The sequence below is a fragment of the Nocardia sp. CDC160 genome (genome assembly GCF_035818795.1).
Taxonomy (GTDB): domain Bacteria; phylum Actinomycetota; class Actinomycetes; order Mycobacteriales; family Mycobacteriaceae; genus Nocardia.
On record NZ_JAYKYT010000002.1, the window covers coordinates 575621 to 600099 of the forward strand.

Annotated in this window: 20 protein-coding genes; 6 read left to right on the forward strand and 14 right to left on the reverse strand. The window is 68.9% G+C overall.

Annotated features, from left to right (window positions below):
* Positions 1 to 11: 11 nt before the first annotated feature.
* The gene (locus VMT40_RS10065; RefSeq protein ID WP_326357715.1) at positions 12 to 719 is read left to right on the forward strand and encodes an endonuclease V; all 708 of its coding nucleotides are present in this window, start codon (positions 12 to 14) and stop codon (positions 717 to 719) included.
* On the opposite strand, the gene VMT40_RS10070 is transcribed toward VMT40_RS10065, so the two are convergent.
* Entirely contained in the window at positions 703 to 1899 is a 1197-nt protein-coding gene (locus VMT40_RS10070) for a M50 family metallopeptidase (RefSeq protein WP_326357716.1), read from the reverse strand. The genes VMT40_RS10065 and VMT40_RS10070 overlap by 17 nt on opposite strands.
* A 23-nt stretch (positions 1900 to 1922) precedes the next feature.
* Positions 1923 to 3062, reverse strand: a complete 1140-nt coding sequence (gene dxr / locus VMT40_RS10075; protein ID WP_326357717.1) for a 1-deoxy-D-xylulose-5-phosphate reductoisomerase — start codon at positions 3060 to 3062, stop codon at positions 1923 to 1925.
* 114 nt (positions 3063 to 3176) lie between these two features.
* Here dxr and VMT40_RS10080 point away from each other — a divergent pair, with 114 nt between their 5' ends.
* Positions 3177 to 3461 (forward strand): DUF2631 domain-containing protein, encoded by a 285-nt coding sequence (locus VMT40_RS10080; protein WP_326308839.1) that lies wholly within the window; start codon positions 3177 to 3179, stop codon positions 3459 to 3461.
* 72 nt (positions 3462 to 3533) lie between these two features.
* Here VMT40_RS10080 and VMT40_RS10085 read toward each other — a convergent pair whose 3' ends face one another.
* From VMT40_RS10085 to VMT40_RS10105, 5 genes are all read right to left on the reverse strand, one after another.
* Complete coding sequence (locus VMT40_RS10085) at positions 3534 to 4184, reverse strand: hypothetical protein (RefSeq protein ID WP_326357718.1); 651 nt, start codon at positions 4182 to 4184, stop codon at positions 3534 to 3536.
* Between the two features lie 256 nt (positions 4185 to 4440).
* Positions 4441 to 5160 (reverse strand): hypothetical protein, encoded by a 720-nt coding sequence (locus tag VMT40_RS10090; protein ID WP_326357719.1) that lies wholly within the window; start codon positions 5158 to 5160, stop codon positions 4441 to 4443.
* 184 nt (positions 5161 to 5344) lie between these two features.
* Complete coding sequence (locus VMT40_RS10095) at positions 5345 to 6301, reverse strand: cytochrome c oxidase assembly protein (protein ID WP_442789973.1); 957 nt, start codon at positions 6299 to 6301, stop codon at positions 5345 to 5347.
* 90 nt (positions 6302 to 6391) lie between these two features.
* On the reverse strand, positions 6392 to 8077 hold the full coding sequence (locus VMT40_RS10100; protein WP_326357721.1) for a metallophosphoesterase: 1686 nt from the start codon (positions 8075 to 8077) through the stop codon (positions 6392 to 6394).
* 133 nt (positions 8078 to 8210) lie between these two features.
* Entirely contained in the window at positions 8211 to 8912 is a 702-nt protein-coding gene (locus tag VMT40_RS10105) for a TetR-like C-terminal domain-containing protein (protein WP_326357722.1), read from the reverse strand.
* A 95-nt stretch (positions 8913 to 9007) separates the two neighbouring features.
* Here VMT40_RS10105 and VMT40_RS10110 point away from each other — a divergent pair, with 95 nt between their 5' ends.
* On the forward strand, positions 9008 to 11311 hold the full coding sequence (locus VMT40_RS10110; RefSeq protein ID WP_326357723.1) for an MMPL family transporter: 2304 nt from the start codon (positions 9008 to 9010) through the stop codon (positions 11309 to 11311).
* On the opposite strand, the gene VMT40_RS10115 is transcribed toward VMT40_RS10110, so the two are convergent.
* The 4 genes from VMT40_RS10115 to VMT40_RS10130 form a co-directional block, all read right to left on the reverse strand.
* Entirely contained in the window at positions 11232 to 11876 is a 645-nt protein-coding gene (locus VMT40_RS10115) for a DedA family protein (RefSeq protein WP_326357724.1), read from the reverse strand. The genes VMT40_RS10110 and VMT40_RS10115 overlap by 80 nt on opposite strands.
* A gap of 70 nt (positions 11877 to 11946) precedes the next feature.
* Positions 11947 to 13344 carry a hypothetical protein gene (locus VMT40_RS10120; RefSeq protein ID WP_326357725.1) on the reverse strand — a complete coding sequence of 466 codons (1398 nt, stop codon included), beginning with the start codon at positions 13342 to 13344 and terminating at the stop codon, positions 11947 to 11949.
* An 82-nt stretch (positions 13345 to 13426) separates the two neighbouring features.
* Positions 13427 to 15034, reverse strand: coding sequence for an amidohydrolase (locus VMT40_RS10125; protein WP_326357726.1), 1608 nt, complete (start codon positions 15032 to 15034; stop codon positions 13427 to 13429).
* Positions 15035 to 15104: 70 nt separating this feature from the next.
* A complete protein-coding gene (locus VMT40_RS10130; protein WP_326357727.1) occupies positions 15105 to 15938 on the reverse strand; it encodes an alpha/beta fold hydrolase in 834 nt (277 codons plus the stop codon).
* A gap of 131 nt (positions 15939 to 16069) precedes the next feature.
* Here VMT40_RS10130 and VMT40_RS10135 point away from each other — a divergent pair, with 131 nt between their 5' ends.
* Positions 16070 to 16408: a YciI family protein gene (locus tag VMT40_RS10135; protein WP_326357728.1), complete on the forward strand. Its 339-nt coding sequence runs from the start codon at positions 16070 to 16072 to the stop codon at positions 16406 to 16408.
* A 16-nt stretch (positions 16409 to 16424) separates the two neighbouring features.
* The gene (locus tag VMT40_RS10140; RefSeq protein WP_326357729.1) at positions 16425 to 17660 is read left to right on the forward strand and encodes an RNA polymerase sigma factor; all 1236 of its coding nucleotides are present in this window, start codon (positions 16425 to 16427) and stop codon (positions 17658 to 17660) included.
* Here VMT40_RS10140 and VMT40_RS10145 read toward each other — a convergent pair.
* Positions 17632 to 18165, reverse strand: coding sequence for a helix-turn-helix domain-containing protein (locus VMT40_RS10145; RefSeq protein WP_326357730.1), 534 nt, complete (start codon positions 18163 to 18165; stop codon positions 17632 to 17634). The genes VMT40_RS10140 and VMT40_RS10145 overlap by 29 nt on opposite strands.
* A 76-nt stretch (positions 18166 to 18241) precedes the next feature.
* Here VMT40_RS10145 and VMT40_RS10150 point away from each other — a divergent pair, with 76 nt between their 5' ends.
* Entirely contained in the window at positions 18242 to 19546 is a 1305-nt protein-coding gene (locus VMT40_RS10150; protein WP_326357731.1) for an alpha/beta hydrolase, read from the forward strand.
* On the opposite strand, the gene VMT40_RS10155 is transcribed toward VMT40_RS10150, so the two are convergent.
* Both VMT40_RS10155 and VMT40_RS10160 read right to left on the reverse strand, forming a co-directional pair.
* A complete protein-coding gene (locus VMT40_RS10155) occupies positions 19543 to 20709 on the reverse strand; it encodes a low temperature requirement protein A (RefSeq protein WP_326357732.1) in 1167 nt (388 codons plus the stop codon). The genes VMT40_RS10150 and VMT40_RS10155 overlap by 4 nt on opposite strands.
* Before the next feature lie 199 nt (positions 20710 to 20908).
* Positions 20909 to 24409 carry a protein kinase domain-containing protein gene (locus VMT40_RS10160; protein ID WP_326357733.1) on the reverse strand — a complete coding sequence of 1167 codons (3501 nt, stop codon included), beginning with the start codon at positions 24407 to 24409 and terminating at the stop codon, positions 20909 to 20911.
* Between the last annotated feature and the right edge of the window lie 70 nt (positions 24410 to 24479).

The following is a 24479-nucleotide window of genomic DNA, read 5'->3' on the forward strand; positions in this document are numbered from 1 at the left end:
CGGTCTGAATTGTGAAGGTAGCGAAACCGGATTCGTGGCCGACCAGCCCGGAAGCGGCTGCGGCACTGCAGGATCACCTCCGCTCCCAGGTGATCGCGGAGAATCCCCGGCCACCGCGTTTCCGGACGGTAGCGGGCCTCGACTCGGCCTACGACGAGGACGGCAATGTCGCGGCCGCGATCGTGGTGCTCAACGCCACAACCTTGGAAACGGTCGAGGTCGCCACCGCCCGCGGCACCACCGATTTCCCCTACGTCCCGGGCCTGCTGGCCTTCCGGGAACTCCCGACCACCCTCACCGCGCTCGAAAACCTCACCGTCACACCGGATCTGCTGATCTGCGACTCGCAGGGCCTGGCCCATCCGCGCCGCTTCGGCTTCGCCTGCCATATCGGCCTGCTGACCGGCGTTCCGACCATCGGCGTGGCCAAGAACGCCTGGGGTGACTACACCGAACCCGACCGTGAGCGCGGCTCCGCCAGCGTCATCACCATCGATGGCGACCCGGTGGGCGCGGCGCTGCGCACCCGCACCGACGTCAAACCGGTCTTCGTCTCGGTGGGACACCTGATCGACCTGGAAACCGCCTGCGCCCAGGTGCTTTCGTTGACCCCGGAATACCGTCAGCCCGAAACCACGCGCCGCGCGGACCGACTCTGCCGGACCCTGCTACGCGACATGGCGGTGCCGAGCGCGCCACCCGCTAGTGGAACAACTTGATCGGATTCACGATGTCGGCGACCAACGTCAGGACCATGTACGCGCCACCGATGACCACGACCACGTAGGTCGCGGGGAGGAGCTTCATATAGTCGACCGGAGCGCCGTCGGGCAGACCCTTGCGGTTGCGGAACAGGTTGCGCAGCTTCTCGAAAAGGACCACCGCGATGTGTCCGCCGTCGAGCGGGAGCAGGGGCAGCAGGTTGAAGGCGCCGAGGAAGAAGTTGAGGCTGGCCAGAGTCAGGATGAACGCCGACCACAGGCCCTTTTCCGCGGTTTCGCCGCCGATCCGGCTCGCGCCGTAGACGCTGACGGGGGTCTCGGGATCGCGGTCGCCGCCGGTGACGGCGTGCCACAGATTGACGACCTTGCTCGGCATCTTGGCCAGGGATTCGACGGTGAGGACCGCGAAGTGGCCGGTGAACGCGCCGGACGCCGGAATCGCCGCGAGCACACCGTATTTCACCGGACCGTACAGGTCGCGCTGCACACCGACCTTGGCGACGGTCTTCGACTTGCCGTCCTTGTCGTAGGTCACAGCCATCTGCGGAGTGATCGGAAGATCGAGGGTCTGGCCGTCACGGTCGACGGTGTAGGTGAAGGTACCGGTCTGCTTCTGGGTCTCCTTGGTGAAGTCGTCCCAGTCCTTGATCTTCACGCCATTGACCGCGGTCACCTTGTCACCCGGTCGCAGGCCCGCCGCCTCGGCCGGTCCGGAACCGGTGCAGTCCTTGGTGCCGCCGTCCGGGGTCGTATCGGAGACACACGTCAGCTTGCTGATCACCGCGGGCGGCGTATCGAGCCGGGGCAGCCCCCAGCCCACCGCGAGCACCACGATGAGGACGAAGCCGATGAGGAAGTTCATGAGGATGCCGCCGGACATGACCAGCAGCCGCTTCCAGGTGGCCTGCCGGTACATGGCCCGGTCGAGTTCCTCGGGCTCGAGCTCGTCGAGCGCGGTCATGCCCGCGATATCGCAGAACCCGCCCAGCGGCAGCGCCTTGAGACCGTATTCGGTCTCGCCGCGCCGCCACGAGAAGACCTTGGGTCCGAAACCGATGAAGTAGCGCCGCACCTTCATGCCGGTGGCCTGCGCGGCCCACATGTGGCCGCATTCGTGCAAGGCGACCGAGGCGGTGATGCCGAGGGCGAACAGTACGAAGCCGATCGCGTAGCCCATTCGGTTTCCGAACCCTCCTGCTGTCAGCGCCGCACGATCGTGCGTGCGGTCTCCCGCGCCCACGTGTCGGCCGCGAGCACCTCGTCCAAGCTACCGGGTTCGGCGGCCCAGCGGTCCGCGGACTCCACGACGCGCGCGACGGTGCGCACGATGTCGGGGAATCGGATGAGTCCGTCCAGGAAGGCCTGCACCGCGATCTCGTTGGCGGCGTTGTAGACCGCGGTCACGCAGCCACCGGCCTTACCGGCCTGGCGGGCCAGTTCGACGGCCGGGAAGACGGTGTTGTCGACCGGTTCGAAGGTCCAGGTGGAGGCGGTGGAGAAGTCGCACGCGGCGGCCGCGCCCGGGACGCGATCGGGCCAGCCGAGGGCCAGCGCGATGGGCAGCTTCATGTCCGGCGGGCTGGCCTGGGCCAGGGTGGAGCCGTCGGTGAAGGTGACCATGGAGTGCACGATCGACTGCGGGTGCACGGTCACGTCGATGTCGTCGTAGTCGATGCCGAACAGCAGGTGCGTCTCGATCAGCTCGAGGCCCTTGTTCACCAGCGACGCCGAGTTGAGCGTGTTCATCGGACCCATGGACCAGGTCGGATGCGTCTTGGCCTCGGCCGGATTCACCGACTCCAGCATCTCGGTGGTCCAGCCGCGGAACGGCCCGCCCGAGGCGGTGAGCACCAGCTTGGCGACCTCGTCGGCGCGCCCGCCGCGCAGGCACTGCGCCAGCGCGGAGTGCTCGGAGTCGACCGGCACGATCTGGCCGGGCTTGGCCGCCCGCGTCACCAGCGAGCCGCCCGCCACCAGAGATTCCTTGTTGGCCAAGGCAAGCCGACGACCCGACTCCAGGGTGGCCAGGGTCGGCTCCAGCCCGAGCGAGCCGACCAGCGCGTTCAGCACCACATCGGCGTCGGTGCGGCGGACCAGTTCGGTCGCCGCGTCCGGACCCGCCAGCGCCACACCGAGTTTCGCCGCCGCGGCCTCGTCGGCCACCGCCACGTTCGTGGTCCCGGTGGCGGCGATCTGCGCTGCCAAGAGCTCCGTATTTCCCCCGCGCGCCGCCAGACCCACCACTTCGAAGCGGTCCGGATTGGCGGCGATCACCTCCAGTGCCTGCGTACCAATCGAACCGGTGCTGCCCAGCAGCAGAACTCTCACAACGTCGGACACGGGGCCATTGTCCCTTGACCTGATCGGAGTGTTGTCAGCCCCCTGGTCGCTACGACGCCGGGTCGTATGTCACGATATTGCCCAGCAATCGATTCGAGCCGTAAAGGAGCCAAAGTGGCCGCCACGGAACTGGAACCCGCGCACCCGAAGGATGTCGTCACCAAGGTCGACACCGCCGAGGTTCCGTCCGCCGCGTGGGGCTGGAGCGGTGAATCGCGCCGGACCGCTCGCGCCGCGGGCTGGGTCGTCGTCGTGATCCTGCTGGCCATGCTGTTCGAGAACCAGCAGGGCAGCTCGTCGGGCACCGGCAATGTCGGTTACATCTTCCTGATCCTGTTCGCGGTCGGCATCGCCGGGATTCTGATCCGCGACTCGATCCTCTCGCGCCGCCCGCGCTAGTTCCCCACACAGACGAATCAGGGCCGGATCGCCCCCGACGATCCGGCCCTGATTGTGTTCTCGGTCAGTCGATTACGAGGCGTCCGGCGCGTTCAGACGGTTGAACAGCCCGATGCCGATGGCGACGGCCGCGACCCCGCCGGTCAGCACCAGACCGGCCGCGGCGCCCAGCGGGATGCCGATGCCCGCACCCATGAGGCAGCCGCCGACCCAGCCCGGCAGCAGCACCGGGGTGCCGAGGAACGCGCCCAGCGCACAGCCGCCGACGCCGCCGATGAGCGTGCCGATCAGGGTGCCCATACCGGTGGCGATGCCGAACTGCGAGGAGGCCGCCGACCACGCGGCATCCTGATCGGCCTGGCTGGCCACGTTGTGCAGCACCGGGGCCGGGGTGGCGGCGGCCGGATCCATGTTCGGGGTGAAAGTGGCGGTGTTGCCGTCGATCTGGGCGGCCACCGGGTGCGCCAGTCCGTCCATCTGGAACGAAAGCGGGAACGCGGTCACCAGCGCGCCCTGGTCGTCACGCACCTCGAACTGGCCGTCCTGGGTGTCCAGGGAGCCCAAATCGGTCTTCAGCACGACCGACGCGCCCTCGATCTTGGCGTCCCAGTGGATGGCCGACGCGTCGGGGGCCGGGGCGGGATCGGCGTAGGCGGTGCCCGCGCTGATGCCGAGGGCCGCGATGGCCAGGGCCGAGGTGGCGGCGAACTTCTTGAATCGCATTGGTTTCTCGTCGCTTTCTTGAACGGGCGCTTCCCTCCTTGGGAGCGAGGTCCTCATCGAGCACCCGACACAAGAATTGCCAGCAAATGTTGCCTAATTGTTGCTATGCCGTAGCGAAAACGCTTCCTGAAGGATGTTTTACGTAAAGAGCATGTTCCATGGCAGTCAGGGCTGCCCTCGAGCAAGTTTCGAGTACACGAAAAGACCCGCTCTCTTCCACAGCGAGAGCGGGCCTTTTTGCGTCGCGAACCTTCGGCTACTGCTCGGCCGGGTTGTTGATGCGGTTGAAGAAGACGATGCCGACCACGATCGCGGCCGGGACGCCGACGAGGACCAGACCGGCGGCGGCACCGAGGGTGATGCCGGTGGCGGCACCGGCGAGCGCGGCCGGGATGGCGAACGTGCAGGCGGTGGTGGCACAACCGGCCAGGCCGCCGATCACGAAGCCCAGCGAACCACCGACGACGGTGCCGATCAGGGTGCCGATGGCGGTGGCCAGGCCGAACTGAGTGGCGGCCGCGCCGACGGCGTCATCGAAGCTCTTCTGGCGATCGCTGGTCACGTCGTGCAGCGGCAGGTTGGTCGGGCGCGCGGCGGCCGGGTCGGTGTTCGGGACCAGGGTGGCGCGCAGGCCCTCGACGGTGGCCTGGATCGGGTGGTCGAGATCGTCGACGGTGTAGGACAGCGGGACCGCCGCGACCACGACGCCCTGCTCGTCGTGCACCTGGAGCTGGCCGTTGTCGGTGGTGAGCGAACCCTTGTCGGTGTCGACCACGACGGCGTTGCCCTCGATCTTGGCGTTCCAGTGGATGCCCGGGGCAACCTGGTCGATGCCCTGGTTCACGCCGTCGAGCAGCGAGGGCAGGACCGGAACGGGAGCCGGAGCCGGGGCGGGATCCGCGTGGACGGTACCGGCGGTGACGCCGAGTGCCGCAATGACCATCGCCGAGGTGGCGGCGAGTTTGCTGAGCTGCATGACACTTGCTTTCGTACGGGGGGTTGACCTTCCTCTGGGTTCTCCCGAGAGCGAAGTGGACGTGGTTTTCGGGCGTCCTAGTCAAGTGTCCATTAAGAATCAGCTAAGAAATAGCTACAAACGTCCTTTCATAGCAAGAGTCACTAACTGCCAGATTCGTGAGGCAGGCCACAATCGGCCCGGGTCAGCGCCGGAAGCGGTCCCTGAGCTGTGGATCGTTCTCCCACCACAGCCCGGTCGAGACCGGCTCGTCGTCCTCCTCGACCGGAGCCGCCGTGCGCGACACCGTCTTCCGCCGCGCCCGCCGCTCCTCCGCCGCGTCGAGTTCGGCGTCCATCTCGGAGGCCTTGCGCTTCTCGTCCGCCGCGAACGCGCGCATGACGACCAGCGAGTAGACGAGCCCGAGCAGATCACCGAGCAACCACAGGATGCCCGCGCCAATGGTCTGGTCCAGGCGCGCGTCCGGCCCCCAGGTGCGCCCGAGCGAGGAGTAGTAGCCGGTGGCGATGAGCGGACCCAGCCACAGCACGATGCCGAGAATGCCGTCGGCGAGCGATTCGGCGATGGTGATCAGCAGCGACAGGCCCTGGGTGAAGTGCTTGGGCACCGGGTCGATCTGCAAGCGCGAGTAGAAGTACAGGAACCCGATGGCCACCACCGCGATCCGGGTGAGCGCGTCGACTCCCCCGTGCCGCAGCACCGCCTCGTACCAGGGCGAGAGGAACAGCGCCCAGGGCAGCAGCAGGATCAGCATCGATGCCGTGGCCGGATGGGTGAGCAGCCGCGCCACACTCCCGGAGAGCATGGCGTCCAGCCGTTTCCGGCCCGCCGGACCGAGCGCGGCGCGCAGCACGGTGAGCGGCCCGCCCGCCGCGAGCGCGAACGGCACCAGGTACAGCAGCAGGAGCACCTGCAGCGCGCGCACCCAGAACAGGGTGTCGGAGTAGACGCCGATCATGCCGAGCCCGCAGTACAGCCAGACGCCGAGCCCGCCGAGCAGGAAGGTGACCGCCCGCCCGGTCGAAAGCCGTTCGCCGCGTTGGCGTCCCTTGGCGAAGCAGTAGCCGTATGCCAGTCCGAGCAGGGCGACGACCAGCACGGTCGAGGTGTCCCACCGCCACGCGCTCACCAAACCGCTCATGTGCAGCGGTGTTTCGATCCCAACCACGGCGTCAAGTATGCGCCGCGTCGCGCGAGCCGCTCATCCGGCATCGGGACGCGGCGCATCCGCCTAGCGCGAAACCAGGCGACGGTAGGTGACCTTGTCGAATTCGCGGCCGAATTCGTCGACGGCGACCACGTCCATCTCGCTGGAGAACACGCCCGGCCGCACGTCCACGCGAATGAACGAGTACCGGCTGAACCGCACCCGAGACCACGCGGCGGCCTCCTTGCCCTCCTTGCCGTCCGCACCCCACAGGGTGCTCTCGGGCACGAAGGTGTCGGGCTTCTCGTTGCCGCGGTAGGTGTCGCCTGCCGCGAAGGTGCCGTGGGCCGCGCCGCCGCCACCGACCACGTAGTAGACGGTGCCGTCGGTGTCCGGGTAGACGATCGAGTTGTCGGGTGCGGCCTTGGTGGGCACTCCGCCGCGCAGCGGATCGGTGCGCTCGAAATTGTGGTTGTGCCCCTGCAACACCAGATCGACCTTGTACCTGTCGAACAGGTCGGCCCAGGCGCCGCGCACGCCGCCGTCGCTGGCCCCGCCGATGCCGGTGGCGTAGGCGCATTCGTGGAAGAAGCAGACGATGAAGTCGATCTCCGGGTTCGACCGGTAGGCGGCGAGGGTGGATTCCACCCAACTGTTCTGCGCCCCACCGGAATACCCGAGGTTGGCACGCACCTGCCAGCTCACCTCGTTGGCGTCCAGCGACAGCACCGCCACATTGCCGTAGGTGAAGGAGTACACCGAGGGGCAGCCCGCGGGCCCGTTGTCGGGGAAGTCCATGCGCGCGGTGAGCCCGCCGTAACCGTGGTTGCCGTAGACGGCTTCCATATCGTGGTTGCCGGTGGCGAACATCCAGGGGACATGTCCCGCACTGGATTCGATGGCCTGCAGGTAGGTGTCCCACACGAACGGGTTGTAGGCGTCGATGTCCTCGCGGTCGGCCTTGCCATTGGGCACGAACCAGTCCGGGCCGCCGCCGTGCGAGGTGTCGGCGTAGCAGATGTCACCGGCGAGAATGTGGAATTCCGGGTTGCTGGCGACGATTTGGCGCTGGATGTTCTCGGCATTGCGGGAGCTCGGGGCGTCGCCCTCGCCGAATTTGTTGCGATAGGCCCCGGCGGGCATGCCGGTGGGCTGCGCCGGGGTGTCGTCGATGCCCTGATCGCCCATCATGGTGAACCGGAAGGGCAGCAGGGCCGCACGGGAGCTGGGCATGGCGGTATTGGCCGAGAGCACATCGCTGAGGTAGCCGTCGGCGGTGCGCCAGCGGTAGAAGTGCGGCATGCGGCCGGGCAGGCCGTCGACGGGCGCGTGCACGTAGAACTGTTCGGCCGACAGCACTCCCCCGTCGGTGCGCGGGAGCTGGGTGACCAGGTTGCGCACCTCGGCCTCGAGCGTGCCGCCCAGCGCGGGGGTCGGGCCGTGATCGAGAAACACCTTGGTGGTGCCCGGGTTTCGCGAGAGCTGGGCCGAGAAGCGCAGCTGGCTGGCGGCATCGGTGCCGTAGCCGACGCGGCGGCCGCCGACGGTCAGCGGCGCGTCCTCCGCGTAGGCGACGCCGCGTCCGCCGAAGGCCGCGCCGAGTCCGGCGGCCATGGCCGCGGCGGTGCTGCCGCGCAGGAAGTTCCGGCGGCTGACCCGATGTCGTCGCAGGTACGACCGATGCCACTCGTACTGCTCGTCCATGGTCAGTTGCGCGGTCAGGCGCGCGGGAATGCCCGTGCGCGGCACCGAGCCGGGAGGATTCAACATCCAGGACACCTTGTCACCGTGAATTGATTAGCGACGACATCAAAACGCCGCCAGCTTACGGAATCGCGACATACCGGTGAACACGGGTCGATTCGTGTGGGGCGTCGCCGAATTCAGGCGGGCAGCGCGATATTCAGGCGGGCAGCGCGATATTCGGGTCGGTCGAGCGGTATGGCTCGGACCGGGGGCCGGTGGCGAAACCGCGCAGGACGGTGGCGATGGCGTGCTGGATGGCGGCCTCGCGGTCGGTGGCCTCGGCGTCGACCAGTGGGCCGTCGACGAGGAGGGTGGCCAGTCCGTGGATGGCCGCCCAGGCGGTGAACTCCGCGCCCGGACGCTGCCGCGGATCCATGTAGCCCACCGCGACCAGGGCGTCGAGCCCGACGCCGATGAGCTGGAAGATGGGGTCCTCGAAGACGTCCTTGTCGAGGTGGGCGTCGATATCGCTGCCGCAGAACGCGGTTCGGAACAGGCCGCGCTCGCGGACGGCGTATTCGATGTAGGCGCGCCCGGCGGTGGCCAGCCGGGCGATCGCGGTGGTGGTCGGATCGCCCTGGTCCGCAACGCCGTTCATGGAATTGGCGAGCGCCTCGAACAGGGCCGCCTCGGCCTGTTCGTGGACCGCGGCGAGCAGTTCCTCGTGCCCGCTGAAGTGCCGGTAGGCGGCGGTGGCGGTGACGCCGACCGCGCGGGCCGCGGCCCGGACGGTGACCGCGGCCGGGCCGCCGATCTCGGCGAGCTGCGCGGAGGCCCGCACGAGCGCATTGCGCAGGTCCCCGTGGTGATAGGGGGCCTCGCGCGCCGGTTTGGCGGCTGTCTCGTCGGTGACATCCACAACATTGATGTTGACACCTGTACAGATTCCCGGGCAAGTTAACACCCATAAAGTTCACACCCGTCAACATCGCTCTCGTCCGGGAGGAATCACCCATGAGCGCACTACTCGGGCGGATCGGCGACTTCGCCTTCCGACGCCGGGGCCTGGTCGTCTCGATCTGGGTCCTGGTGCTGATCGCCGTGGTCGGCGGGGCGGCCCTCGCGGGCGGCCGACTCGACGACCGCTTCACCGTGCCGGGGGCCGAATCCCAGCACGCCCTCGACACGCTGTCCGAGACCGCGCCGGGCGCGGCCGGGGCCACCGCGCAACTGGTCTTCACCGCGCCCGCGGGCCATCTCATTACCGAAGCGCCCTATCGCACGGCCATCCAGCACACCCTGGACGTCGCCGGAACCGCGCCGGGCGCGGTCGCGGTGACCACGCCGCAGCAGGCGGGCACGATCTCGGCCGATCAGCGGACCGCGGTCGGGGTGGTGTCCTTCGCCGGTGACCGCTCCCGGGTGAGCCAGGACGCCCGCGCGACCGTGGAGCGCTCCGCGGACTCGGCCCGCGACGCCGGATTGGACGTGTCGGTCGGCGGTACCGCGTACGGAGTCGGCGACATGCACCCCGGCATCACCGAAATCATCGGCTTGGGCGTGGCCGTACTGGTGCTGCTGATCACCTTCGGTTCGCTACTGGCCGCCGGAATGCCGCTGCTGTCGGCGATTTCGGGCATTGCCGTCACGGTGGGCGGGCTGCTGGCGCTGGCCGCGGCGACGCCGGTGTCCTCGACGGCCTTGACGCTGGCGCTCATGCTCGGGCTGGCGGTCGGAATCGACTACGCGCTGTTCATCCTGTCGCGGCATCGCTCCCAACTGGCGGCGGGTCTGTCGCCGCGGGAATCCGTCGTACGCGCCAACCAAACCGCGGGCAGCGCGGTGGTTTTCGCGGGCACGACGGTGGTCATCGCACTGGCCGCGCTGAGCGTGATCGGCATTCCCTTCCTGACCGTCATGGGACTGGCCGCCTCGGGCGCGGTGCTGGTGGCGGTGGCCGTGGCACTGACCCTGTTGCCCGCGCTGACCGGATTCGCCGGACATCGGCTGACCCCGCGGCCCGGATCCCGAACCTATCGCCGGATCGCCGCCACCGGCGCGGAGGCAATCGCCCTCGACAGCGCCACCTCGGGCCCGGACGGCGATGTCTCCCACCCGAACAGCCCTGCCCGGCACACTGAAAGCCCTGTCCCGCGCCGGGACAGCATGGGCGCGCGCTGGGCGCGGATGGTCACCGCGCGGCCGATCGTCACCATCGCGGCGGTGGCGGGTGCACTGATCCTGCTGGCGATTCCGACCGCGTCCTTGCGAATGGCCCTGCCCGACAATGGTTCCGCGGCGGTCGAGAGCGGGCAGCGGCAGGCCTACGACACCATTGCCGAGAAGTTCGGTCCCGGTTTCAACGGCCCGCTGGTGCTGGTCGTGGATGCCGAGAACGATCCGAAGGCAGCCGCTCTCGTGGCTCAGACGGTGCGTGAACTCCCGAATGTCGCCTATGTCGCGCCACCGCAGCCGACCCAGCGGGCCGGACAGTCGCTGGTCATGGTGGTTCCGAAGACCGCCCCGGAGTCCGGGCGGACCGCCGATCTCGTGCATGCCATTCGCGGCCAGGTGCCCGACGCGGTACCCAACGCCTCGATCGCGGTCACCGGCGATACCGCCGTGGCCATCGATGTGTCGCAACGGCTTTCGGCTTCACTACTGCCGTTCCTCGGCATCGTGGTCGGGCTGAGCCTGCTGCTGTTGGTCGTGGTGTTCCGGTCGATCGCGGTGCCGGTGAAGGCGACGCTCACGTTCCTGCTGTCGGTCGCGGCGGCGCTGGGCACCACGGTGGCGGTCTTCCAATGGGGTTGGGCCGCAGACCTGTTCGGTGTCTCACGCGTGGGTCCGGTGGTGAGCGTGCTGCCGATCATCTTGGTCGGCGTGCTGTTCGGCCTGGCCATGGACTACGAGGTGTTCCTGGTCTCCGGCATGCGCGAGGAATGGCTGCGCGCGGGTGACGCGAGGCGGTCGATCGTCGAGGGCACCCGCCACAATGCCCGGGTGGTGACGGCGGCGGCCACCATCATGGTGGTGGTCTTCGCCTCGTTCGTGCCCACGGACGACGCCCTGGTCAAGCCGATCGCCTTCGCGCTCGCGGTGGGAGTCCTGGTGGACGCCTTCGCCGTTCGCCTCACCCTGGTGCCCGCGGTGCTGGCGCTGCTCGGCCGGGCCGCGTGGTGGCTGCCGCGCCGCCTCGACCGGGTGCTGCCCACACTCAACCTCGAGGGCGAGGAGGTCACTCCGCCTCGTGCGCCGCTTCGTACTCCGCCTCGAACGCCTTCTCGCGACGCCGTTCCCGCAGCTTCCACACAATGAGCGCGAGCACGACGATGACGGCGACACCGATGGCCATATCGCGGCCGACCGCCTTGGCCACCCGCTCGTAGGACTGTCCGGCCACATAGCCGAGCACCACGAAGGTTGTGCCCCAGACGATTCCACCCGCCGCGTTGAAGATCAGGAAGCGGCGGTAGGGCATGCGGGAGGTGCCCGCGAGGGCGGGCATCATGGCGCGGAAGAAGGCGGTGAACCGGCCCAGGAACACCGCCCAGCCGCCGCGGCGGGCCAGATAGTCCTGGGCCTTGTCGAGGCGGCCGCGATGCCGGTCCAGCATTTTCGCCTGGAGCAGTCGGGGTCCCACGTGCTTGCCGACCTCGTAACCCACGCTGTCACCGATGATCGCGGCCGCCACCACGAGCACGATCATCACCCCGAGCACCACGTGCCCCTGGCTGGCGGCCACCCCGCCGAGCACCGCCGCGGTCTCACCGGGAACCACGAATCCGACGAAGATGGCGTCCTCGGCGAACACCAGCAGCGTGACGACCAGGTACACCCAGATCGGGGCGATATCCAGGATCCGGTGCAGCAGCGAGTTCATGTCCGCCACCGTACCCAGGCGGGCCCGGGTCGGCCCGCGGGACTTGTTGTCAGCCCGCGGGATCTCACCGTCAGCCCGCGGGATCGCTGTCGGGGCGTCGCCGCAGCAGCCACCACAGGCCCACGGCGCAGCCCGTGGCGAGGGCGGTGGCCATCCAGCCGGGTGCGAAGGAGGTGAAATCGCTCAGCGTGCAGGGTTTTCCGGAGTCGGTGAGCAGGCAGTGGCCACGACGGGTGAAATCGCGCAGGGCCAGGACCGGGGAGGGCACGTAGATCAGGGCGATACCGAGCACCCGGGTGGAGCCGTAGCGCGGGGTGACCGCGCCGAAGCCGTATCCGGCCAGCAGGGCCAACAGCCCGTGCCCGAGTCCGGTGAGGACCGCGGCGTGCCCGGCCGCCACCATCAGCACCGAGTACGCCGCCAGGCCGATGATGCCGACGGCCGCGACCCGCACCCCGGGCCAGCGGGTTCCGGCCAGCAGCCCGATTCCGAGCAGCACCAGGAGGATCGGCAGCGACCAGGCCGGAATGTCGGTCGCCAGAATCGCACTGCCCGCACCGGCGAGGGCCACCGCCAGCAGCACCTGGGTGCCGTCGCGGCCGGGCAGCAGCAGCGCCGCGACCACCGCCGCGGCGATCGCGGCCGCCGTGGTGGCCGCGATGGCGGGCAGACTGTCGCCGTGCCGGGCCAGCACACCGGAACACAGCAGGCTCACCCCGATCACCAGCCCGCCCGCGATGATCGGCACGATCGGCAGCTGAATCGAATACGGTTCGGCCGGTTGGGCACCCGGCTCGCGCAGGAACCGCAGCCCGATCAGCAGCAGGGCGACGGTGATGAGCCACAGCGGCGGATTGTCGAGGGCGGGCCAGTTCTGCGGGAAGTGCTGATCGACTCCGGTGGCGCGGATCTCGGGCGCGAACTCGTCGCCCATGACGCCGCTGATCGCGCCCAGCAGCCACGCCAAAGCCGTCCAGGAGTACCGGGATTCGATGCGCGAGCGCGACAGCACCGCCGCACCCGACCCGCCCAGGATGAGGCCCCCGGCAATGGTGTCGAGGAAGTTCAGGGTCGCCAGCGAGGTGCCCAGCACGGCGTGCCGACCCAGCAGATGGTTGATGAACAGCAGCACGGCACCGCCCAGCGCCACACCCCACCGCAGGCTCTGCCCGCCGAGCGCGGTCGCCAGCACGGCGGCCACGACGGCGATCAGCGCACCCGCCGCAATCGCCTGCGGGAGACTGAAAACGAGCAGATTCAGATGCAGGGCCGAACTCCGCGAGGTCCAGGCGAAGTCGATCGGCACCATGAGCGAGAGGCCCGCGATGAGCGCGGCCACGAACGCGGTGAGCGTCTCCACCGACTCCCGGCTCCACCGGACCGTCACGGGGACCCGGCGGGTCGCGATCGGCATACGGGTCGCGATCGGCATACGGGTCGCGATCGGCATACGGGTCGCGATCGGCATCGTCGCTGGTCTGCACCCATGGCGTCACATTAGCAATCTGTTGGCTATCGATACGGGACGTGACCGCTAGTCCGCGGGCGGGTCAGGGACGACCGTGCACCACGCGGCCGCCCAGGACGGTGTGAGTGGGGTTCAGGCCGTGCAGTCGGTCGGGAGTCGCAACGGTCGGATCGACGTCCCAGAGGGTCAGATCCGCGAGGCGGCCGGGGGTGAGCAGACCGCGCGTGTCGGATTCGCCCAGCAGGGCAACGGCATTGGTGGTGTGCAGGGCGATGGCCTCGGCGGCGGTGATGGCGTGTTCGGGGCCGCGCACGCCGGTCACGGTCTCGCGGGTGACCATGCCCCAGACCGAGGCCATCGCGCCGTACGCGCCGACCGGATAGTCGGAGCCGCCGGTGACCAGCGCGCCCGCATCGATCCAACCGCGCGCCGGGAACAGGCGATTCACCCGTTCGGGACCCCAGTAGGTGTCCTCGATCCGCGCGATGTCGTGCAGCAGCGGCTGCTGGATGGTGACCGGAATGCCCAGCTCGACCGCGCGGGCCCGCAGCTCCGCGTCGGCCAGGCCGCCGTGTTCCATGACCAGCGCTCCGGCGGGCAGGCCGGGATGCCGGGCCTGGAGTTCGGCGTAGACGTCGAGCAGTTGCTCGACCGCTCGATCGCCGTAGGCGTGGGTGCCGATGCGCCACCCGCGGCGCAGCACGCGGTCCATGGCCTCGGTCAAAACCTTTGGCTCCCAGGTCAGGTAGCCGTGGAAGCCGTGGTCGCAGGCGTACGGTTCGCGGGTCGCCCCGGCCTCGATGCCGCCGTCGAGGCCGAACTTCACGCCCCACACGCGCAGCCACGGGCCGGGCAGGTAGCGCCATTCCTCGAGCCGGTCGAGCAGGTCGTCGACGGCGTCGACGGTGGTGAATCCCAAGGCGGAGGCCATGACTCGCACGCGCACCCGCAGGGCGTCGGCTTCCAAGGCGGCGCGCAGGACGGGCAGGTCGCTCACCGGGACCATGGCGTCGCGCACCGTGCCGATGCCCTTGGCCGCGTAATCCTGTGTGGCGGTCCGGAATCCGTCGATGCGCTGGGCCAGGCTGGGCTCCGGCAGCAGGCGCGCGACCAGGGGAATCGCATTGTCCTGCAACCAGCCGTTCGGGGTGCCGTCGGTGTCGCGCCCGATGTGGCCACCGGCGGGCACCGGTGTCTCGGCGGTGATGCCCGCCAATTCCAGTGCGGCGCTGTTGACCACGATATTGTGGCCGCCGCGCATGACCAGCACCGGATGCGCGTCGGTGGCCGAATCCAGTTCGCGCGCCGTGGGAAACCGCCGCTCGGGCAGGTTGATCTCCTGCCAGTTGGCGGTGGTGCGAATCCACTGCCCGGGCGGGGTCCGTTGGGCGCGTTCGCGAATCAGGCCGAGGAGTTCGGGAAGGTCGCGGGCGGTGTGGACGGGCACGTCGTGGGCGCTGTTGGCGGCGATCATGAGGTGGGTGTGGGTGTCGTCGAAGGCCGGGAGCACGGTGGCGTCGGGGCGATCGATCACCACCGTGTCGCCGGAGGCCCAGGCGTCCAGCCCGTTCCGGTCCGGCGACACGGCGGCAATGCGATCCCCGCGCACCGCGAGCGCCCGCTGCGGGGGCTGGCCCGGCACCAGCGTGTGGATGGCTCCCGCCCGAATCAGCAGATCCGCCTTCGACATGCGATCACTCCTCACCGAATTCCTTACCCACAGTAACCATGGCGTGAATTCGGATGTCGGAGGACGCAACTCAACGAATTCGGTCCGAATCCTCCGAGAGGAAGGCGTCGAGGAGCTTGGCGGTGGCCTCGGCGGGGATGCCGTGGTCGGCTCCCCCGGGCACCTCGAGGTAGCGGGCGTGCGACAGGTGCGACGGGAGCGCCTCCGCGGCGGTGCGGACGCCGGGCCAGGATTCGGGGCTGCTGATCACCAGGGTTTCGATGTCCAGTCGGGCCATCTCCGGGGTGGGGACATTGGGCGGGCGGCAGATGGTCGCGTCGTAGACCACCGTCTGCGCGATGGCCTCGAGCTGCGGCCACATCGGGGACCGCTTGATCTGGGCGATCAATTCCGGTGGGAGACCGATGCCTTCGAGCTGCATGAGCTCCACCGCCGCGCCGCGCTCGCCGCGGGCGATCAGTTCGGCCAGGCGTTCGGGGAGGCGTTGCGGGAGATGGCCGGACAGGCCCGCGAGCGCGAAGGGCGGTTCGTAGAGGGCGAGTCGCGTGATGTGCGAGCCCGCCACCGCGGCCTGGAGTGCCAGGATGCCGCCGGAGGAGAACCCGAAGACCGCCGCGCTGCCGCCGATATCGGCGATCACGGCGTCGAGGTCCTCGATCTCGCGGCGGATGTCGTAGGTGATCGCCTCGCTCGGGGCGATGGCGTCGGTGCTCTGGCCGCGGCCGCGGCGGTCGGGGCGGATCACGGTATAGCGGTCCTGGAGCTGCTCGGCCAGGGGCGCGCACGTGGCGCTGTCGTTGAACGCTCCGGGCAGGAACACGATGGCCGGGCCGGTTCCGGCGCGGTGGTAGGCGATGACGGTGCCATCGGCGGATTTCACGGTGCTGGTGTCTTCGGTAGGCATGTCGGGTCTCCATCGATCGGGTGCTGACACCTGGACGACGAACGGGAATCCCGGCAATGGACAGTGGAGATCGGCATAGTGATGTCCATCCCCGGCCCGACCGTTCGTCGTGGGGGTGAAAGGAGACGACCATGCGATATCTCTTGCTGATCAGCGCCGACGAATCCCGGATCGACGACGAGGTGTCCGAGGACGGGATGCGCGAGTTCCGGGCCTGGATGGACGACCTGCTCGCCCGCGGCGTGCTCACCGCCCACGAGGGCCTGCATCGCAGCCACACCGCCACCACGGTTCGGGTGCGCGGCGACGAGGTGCTGCTCACCGACGGGCCGTTCCTCGAGGCCAAGGATCAGATCGGCGGTTTCGCGCTGATCGAGGTCGACGATCTCGACGAGGCCATCGAGATCGCGGCCCGGCATCCGGCGTGCCGGTTCGGGCAGATCGAGATTCGCCCGGTCCTCACCTCGTGACCGAATCCCTGGCATCGTGACCGAGATCGAGGACGCCATCACCGCCGCCTTCCACACCGAGTGGGGGCGGCTGGTGGCCGCCCTCATCGGCGGGCTGGGCGATTGGGACCTGGCCGAGGAGTGCGCCCAGGAGGCGTTCACGCTGGCCTGGCGCACCTGGCCGCGCGACGGCGTACCGGAGCGGCCGGGCGCGTGGCTGCTCACCGCGGCCCGCCGCCGCGCCCTGGACCGGCTGCGGCGCGATCGCGTCGGGGCCGAGAAGCTGCGGGCGCTGGCCCTGCTGGAGAGTCGGGGAGAACCCGTGGACGACAACACCATTCCCGATGACCGGCTGCGGCTCATCTTCACCTGCTGCCATCCGGCACTGGCCTTCGAGGCCCAGGTGGCGCTGGCGCTGCGCACCCTGACCGGACTCACGACCGCCGAAATCGCCCGCGCCTTCGGCGTTCCCGAGCCGACCATGGCCAAACGGCTGGTGCGGGCCAAGCAGAAGATCCGCGACGCCGGGATTCCGTATCGGGTGCCGCCCGCGCATCTGCTGCCCGAACGCACCCGGGCGGTGCTCGGGGTGATCTATCTGCTGTTCAACGAAGGCTATGTGGCCAGTGCCGGGCCGCGGTTGCAGCGGGCCGATCTGGCCGCCGAGGCGCAGCGATTGGCGGCGCTGGTGGTGGAGCTCATGCCGGACGATCCGGAGGCGGGCGGGTTGAATGCCCTTGTGCTGCTGCAACAGTCGCGGGCATGTACGCGCAGCGACGGCGACGGTGCGCTGATCCCTCTCGAGGAGCAGGATCGCACCCGGTGGAATCGCGAGCTGATCGCGGCGGGAATGGCCGAGCTGCGCCGTACCGCGCGCCGGGAACGGTTGGGGCCATACCAGTTACAGGCCATGATCGTCGCCTGCCACGTCACGGCGGAGACGCCGGAGCAGACCGACTGGGCGGCCATCGTCTCGCTCTACGACGCCCTGTACGCCCAAGTCCCCTCTCCCACCGTGGCATTGAATCGAGCCATCGCCACGGCCATGCGATCCGGCCCCGAGGTCGGGCTGAAACTGCTGGATGAACTGACCGAGTCCGGTCCCGACCAGGGCCATCTGCTCGCCGCCACCCGCGCCGACCTGCTTCGTCGCCTCGGCCGAAACGATGCCGCCGCACGGGAGTACCGGATCGCGCTCGACCTGGCGACGAATGACGCCGAGCGTGCCTACCTGACCCGACGCCTCAGCGAGGTTGCTCGATCGGAAAGATGATGGGACTCAACAGGTATTGATCGCGGCCCGGTGCTGCCTGATTCGCCAGTCGAGGCGCGATGACCGCGCGCAGCTCCTCGATCATCTGCTCGAGTTCGGCGCGGTTCAGCCACAGCGCGTGCTGGCGAAAACCCACGAGATCGGCTGCCGGATCGGCGTTCTCGCCCTCGAGATAGCCGTTGAATTCCGCCATCAGCACGGCCATGGCGACCGCGAAGACGGAACGGTAGCCGTCGGCGGGTAACTCGGCCGCGGCCTCGGTGGGGATGGCCGCCTTGTCCTGGCGCAGTCGGTAGCGCCGTTCCACCGCGCCGCGCACGCGCCGCTCCTCGGCCACCTCCAGCACCCCGGCGGCGGTGAGGGTGTCGACGTGGCGGTACACCGTCGCCTTCGAGGTGTCGGGCAGCCGGGCGCACAGTTCACCCGTGGTCAGGGTCCGGTCGCCGCGCAGCGCGTGGACGATGCGCAGGCGGGCGGGATTCGCCAGCAGCTCGAAGGTTTCCACTACCCAACTTTCTCACATGCTGCTACCGTTCTCAACTATTGATAATAATTGCACCTATTGAGAAGGGTTCGGCGACATGACCGTTGACATGGAGTCCGAGACCGTGGCCATGAAGGTCGTCGAGTTGCTGCGCGACGAGCGCTTCGACGATCTGGCCGAGTTGTTCGCGCCGCGGTTGGCCGAGGTGGTGTCCGCCGATACAGTCCGGGTCGGATGGACCGGCGAGATCGCCAAACTCGGGGCGGTTCGCTCGGTCGGGACACCCGCGCCGGAAGCGGCGGACGAGGGACTGACGCGGGTGCGGGTCGCGCTCACCTGTGAGCGCGGTGGGCTCGTGGTGCACATGGCCGTGGACGAGCGGGGCGAGCTACACGGGTTGCGGCTGGCGGCACCCGCCGAATCGAGTTGGACCCCACCGGATTACGCCAACCCGCGCCGGTTCACCGAGCGGGAGATCACGCTCGGTCGCGGTGAGACCGCGGTGTCCGGCACGCTGACCATGTCGAAAGGCCGTGGGGCTCGGCCCGCCGTGGTGCTGGTGGCGTCCGGGGCGGTCGATCGGGATGTCACGACCGGGCCGAACAAGCCGTTCAAGGATCTGGCTTGGGGATTGGCGAGTCGGGGTGTGGCTGTGGTGCGGTTCGACAAATTGACCTACGCGCACAGCGGATTCGAGAGCGCACCGGGTTTCACCATGGTCGAGGAATACCTACCGCATACCCTCGCCGCGGTAGAGTTGCTGCGCCGCGAGCCCGGCGTCGATCCCGCGCGCATCTACGTCGTCGGTCATAGTGGCGGCGGTAAGGCGGCCCCGCGCATCGCGGCAGCCGATCCCACCATCGCGGGCGTGGGAATCCTTGCCGGGGATACGATTCCGCTCCCCCGCTCGATCCTGCGTGCCCTCGCGCACATTGCCGAGGTTCAGCCCGACGCCGACCTGACCGAGACCCTGGCTTCCACTCGCCTCCAAGTGGCCCGGACCGAAAGCCCCACGCTCTCAACGGAAACGCCGACCGCGGAGTTGCTGTTCAACTGGCCCGCCTCGTACTGGTTGGATCTGCGCGACTACGACCAGGTCGCCACGGCCGCCGCTTTGGATCGGCCGATTCTCATCGTGCAGGGCGGGCGCGACTATCAGGTCACCGTCGAGGAAGATCTCCCGCTGTGGCGAAACGGCCTGTCCGGACTGCCCGACATCACCATTCGCGTCCATGCCGCCGACGACCACATGCTCTTCCCCGGCACCGGTCCGTCCACGCCCGCCGACTACCTAGAGCCGAATCACGTTGACCCCGAAGTGATCACCGATATCGCCGACTGGCTGGGCGCGGGCCCCGTGCGGACGACGCTGCGCGATCGCCTCGCACGACTGTTGGGCTAACGCGCGCGCAACGGGTTGCGCAGAAGCAGCAGCGGGCGGCCGGTCGCGACGATCCAGTGCTCGAAGATATTGAGCCCGGCCAGGATCGCGGCCGCCAGCGCCAGGACGGCGATCTGCGGCAGCAGGGGCGAAGCAAGGGTGAGAACGGCGAGCAGCAGGGTGGTGATCAGGCGGCCCAGTGTGGCCGCGCCGAACATGCGCCAGCGGGTGAACAGGAACGCGGCGACGAACAGCGTCGCGCCCAGGGGCAGCAGGTATCCGGGCGCGCCGTGGGCCACCGCCGTCGGGTGTTCGACCAGGGTTCGGGAGCCCACCGCCACCAGCACCAGCCCGATGACCAGCAGCATGTGACCGTAGCTGAGCACATCCCGCACCACGGTTCCGCGAATCTGGTTGGTGCGCAGCGAATGTTCGACCGCCGAGAACCCGTACGCGAAGTACAGCCACCACAGCCCGCAGCCGAGCACGAAGATCAGCACCACCGCGATCCAGGACACGACGCCCAAATGTGCCTCGGCCGCTTCGGAACCCACCGAGGCCACCGTCTCGCCGAGCGCGATGATCACGAAGGTGGCGAACCGTTCCGGCAGGTGCGTCGCCCCGAACTGCACGGTCTCCAGCTTGCGGGCCAGCAGCGCCGGACCGCCGAAGGCCAGCGCGACCGCGACGATCCAGAGCCCGTCGCGGATTCCCCCGGCGGGCACCAGTCCCGCCACCACCAGGATCACCGCCGCGATGACCGTGACGGTGAAAGGGTTGAACCAGTTCCCGAATGCCCCGGCCTGCGCGAACGCCCGCTTGCGCTGCATTTCCGCCCACAACAGCAGCCGCAGCACCAAATGCGCCCCGGCCAGGAGAAGCGGCTGCGCATGCCCGGTGAACGCGTGCGGCGCGGTGATGGCCACCACGAACATGCACAGCCCACAGGCGAACAGGAAGATGCGCTGCCGAGTGGAGTCCTCGACCCCGTGCACGGCCAAGGTGGTGCCCACCCACGACCACCACATGATCGCCAACAACAGCACCGTCTGTCCGACGGCTCCCCAACTCTGCCCGGCGAACGCCACGTGCGCGGCCTGCGTCACCGCGAACACCAGCACCAGGTCGAAGAACAGTTCGGCCCAGCTGGCCCGCTCGTGCGCCTCGTGCACCGGTTCCGTCACGCTCGTAAGTCCCTGCCTAGCTCCGCATCCAGCGCAAACACTCTAACCGCGCGAACCTACCCGGAACCGGGGGAAGCGTGCAGCCCTGAGCGAACTCCCCTCGTGCGGCCCATGGGCCGATTCCTGCACTATCCCGCGCCGGAGACCAGTTTCCTGTCGATCCGACTGCCATAGTGCACGATTCGGCCCACCGAGCCGCTCAAATCGTCTGAGCGGCATGGGCGTCGACCAAGGCACGCAAGAAGTCGGGCGGGACCTCGGGCCAGTCCGCATGCCACCGCCCCGCCAATTGGTCGGCGTGCAGGGCGGCGAGGGTGGCGACCACGTAGGGGCCGCCGTCGAGGATGTAGCGGACCGACCCGTGTTCGGCGCACTGGGCGGTGACGGTGGCCAGCAAGGCCTTCGCGGCGTCGATGCGGCCGGTGGCGGCCAGGCAGGCGATGAGCAGGCGGCGGGCCTTGAGAAGTTCGCGCGGACGGTGGACGGCGGCCAGGCGATCGACCCATTCCTGGGCCCAGGTGCAGGCGAGTTCCAGGCTGTCGCGGGTGGCTTCGGCCAGCAGCAGGCGGATCGCCGTGAATTCCTCGTAGAGGACGGTGAATTCGTCGATGGGGTCGGATGGGATGCGGCGGTGGGCGTAATCGACGACGGGCAGCGGACCGAAATCCGGATGCGGCGGCAGACCCAGCCGCAGGCGTTCGTTCTCGACCTCGGCGCGCAGCCGGGGCAGCGACATCGACATGGCCACGCGGGCACCCTCGTTCAGGCGGCGAATGGCGGCGGCGCGATCGCCCCGCAGCGCCTTCACGCGGGCACCCACCACATAGCGCGCCAGTTTGAAATCGACCACACCGGCGTCGGGGCCGAGTTTGTAGCCCTCGTCGAGCAGGCGTTCCGCCTCGGCGACTTCGCCACGCTCGTAGAGCAGTTCACCCAGCAGGGAACCGGCCAGGCGGGTGCCGTAGGAGTGGGTGCCGCCGGACTGCTTGGCGATCTTCAACGCGCTGCGGAAGTACTGTTCGGCGCGGGCGATGTCGAGTTGCAGGCTGGCGGCCAGGCCCAGGAAGCACAGGCCGTGAATATTGTTGTACTGGCCCTTGTTTCGGCGCATGTAGGGAGCCGACCACTCCTGGATGCGCACGGCCTCCTCGAAGTCGTAGCGATAGCCCGCCGCGAAGCTGGCGACATTGGCGGCGATCGCCACCACATAGGGCGACAGCTCGTCGGCCAGCATGAAACACGCGGTGAGCCGTTCCTCCACACCGGTCAGCACATCGGCGCGGACGGTGATCACCGAATGCACCACGCCCGCCTCGGCGCGCAGCAGATCCACGGTGTGCCGGTCGAGTTCGCCGGTCTCGAGGGTCGATTCCGCCAGTTGCAGTGCGCGTTCGGCCGGACCGGCCCGGTGCAGCAGGATGTTCGCCCAGGCCAGATCCAGTTGCAGCCGCGGATGGGTTTCGATGACCGCGGGCGGCAGCTTGTTCACCAGCCCGATGAGGCTCGCCATCTGTCCGTACTCGAGCAGCGACATGCCATCGCGCTCAACGATTTCCACCGCCCGCTGCTCATCCCCCGCCAGCAGCGCGTGGTCGACGGCCTCGCTCACGTGCCGATGGTCGGCGAACCAGCGCGAGGCCGCGCGGTGCAGATCGTCGAGCTCCTCGGCGTGATCGTGTTCGAGGCGTTGGCGCAGGAAATCCTGGAACAGCTGGTGATATTGGAACCACTGGCCGCCGTCGAGTCGGCGCAGGAACAGGTCCTGCTGCTCGATCTGCTCGAGCAGCGCCTTGCCGTCCGCGACGCCGGTGAGCGCGGAAGCCAGGTCGCCGCAGGTGCGTTCGGTGAGCGAGGTCGTCACCATGAAGTCGAGCACGCCGGGTTCGAGGGTCTCGAGCACGTTCTCGGCCAGGAATTCGCCGATGGCGTGGTGGCGGCCGGTGAGCTGGCCGATCAGCATGCCGGGGTCCGAACTGCCGCGCAGCGACAGTGCCGCCAGTTGCAGGGCCGCCGCCCAGCCGCCGGTGGATTCGACGAGGTCCTCCACGTCACCGCGATCCAGCTCCAGCCCGCCCAGGTCGACCAGCAGGGCGTAGGCCTCGTCGGCGGTGAATCGCAGTGCGGCGGTGTCTATTTCGATCAGATCGTCGCGGGCACGCATGGAGCTCATGGGCAGGCCGGTCTGGCGGCGGCTGGTCACCAGGATGCGCAGGGCGGGGCTGCAACTCTCGATCAGGAAGCGCAGCGCGGCCTGGGTGTCGGTGTCGGCGACGCGATGCCAGTCGTCGATGACCACGGTCAGATGCTCACCGCGCCGGTCGATCTCATTGATCAGGGAGGTCAGCACGAAGCGTCCGGCCTCGTCGCCGTGCTCCTCGAGCAGGTCGCCGAGTTCGCGGGCCAGGGCGGGGCGGGTGGCGCGCATGGCCTCGATCAGATGGGAGAGGAACCAGACCACATTGTCGTCGTCGCTGTCGACGGTCAGCCACGCCACCGAGCCGCCCTGCGCGGTGACGGCGGCGCACCACTGCGCGGCCAGGGTGGTCTTGCCGAATCCGGTGGGGCCGTGGATGACCACGAGGCGGCGATCGTGGCCCGAGCGCAGGGCGTCCAGCAGCCGGGGGCGTTCGACCAACGCCCGGCTGAGGGTGGGTGGACGCAGTCGGGTGGCGGGGACGGGTGGGGTCGCGGCGGTATTGCGTCCGGTGCGGCGGCGGCCCGTGGTGGGGGTCCGGCCGGTCGGTGTGCCGAGGCCGGTGGTGCTCGACGTCGTCCGCTGCTCCCCCAATTCCTCCGCGGGCAGTGGAATCGCCATCTCGTCCGGTGGAAGTCCGTGCCGCAGTTGAATCTCCCGCAGCGCCGACCCGAATTCGGCCGCCGACGCGGGTCGTTCACCGCGCTCGCGCGCCATGGCCGATTCGATCACCGCCGTCAGATCCGGCGGCAGCCCCGCGCCCGCCAGATCCGGCATCGGCTGCTTGGTGATCCGCACGAACTGCGCGACCAACTGCTCACCGCTGCGCCGCTCGAACACCGCGTGCCCGGTCCCGGCACAGAACAGCGTGGCCGCCAGCCCATAGACATCGGCCGTCACATCCGGGGCCTGGCCCTGCAACACCTCGGGCGCGGTGTAGGCGGGCGACCCGGTGACCGTGCCCGCCGCGGTCTCGAAACCGCCTGTCAGCCGCGCGATCCCGAAGTCGGCGAGCTGCGGCTCCCCGTACTCGGTCAGCAGAATGTTCGCCGGTTTCACATCCCGATGCAGCAGTCCCCGCCGATGCGCGGTCTCCAACGCCCCCGACAACTTCACCCCGAAATACAGCAGGTCCTGCCACCCGACGGGCCCGCGCTCCTGAATCCGCCCGTCCAACGACCCGTGCGCGTGATACGGCATGACAATGTACGGCCGACCGGTATCGGTGGATCCCACCTCGAACACCGTCACGATATTCGGATGCCCGCTCAACTTCCCCATGGCGAGCTGCTCCCGCACGAACCGCTCCAACGCGTCGGACTCCAAATCCGCGGTCAACACCTTGATAGCCACGGTCCGCTGCAACGCGACCTGAAAACACCGATACACCACCCCGAACCCACCCCGCCCGATCTCGGTGGGCTCCCCGAACCCGGCAGCCTCCAACTCCGCCGCGAACCCATTGGTCACCTCGCGGCGCGTGGAAAACGGATCGACATGCGCCATAGCGACCCCGATACGAAAACGAGCCTTTCACCCCGAGCATAAGCCGATCACCGGCTCCAACGCAGGCGGA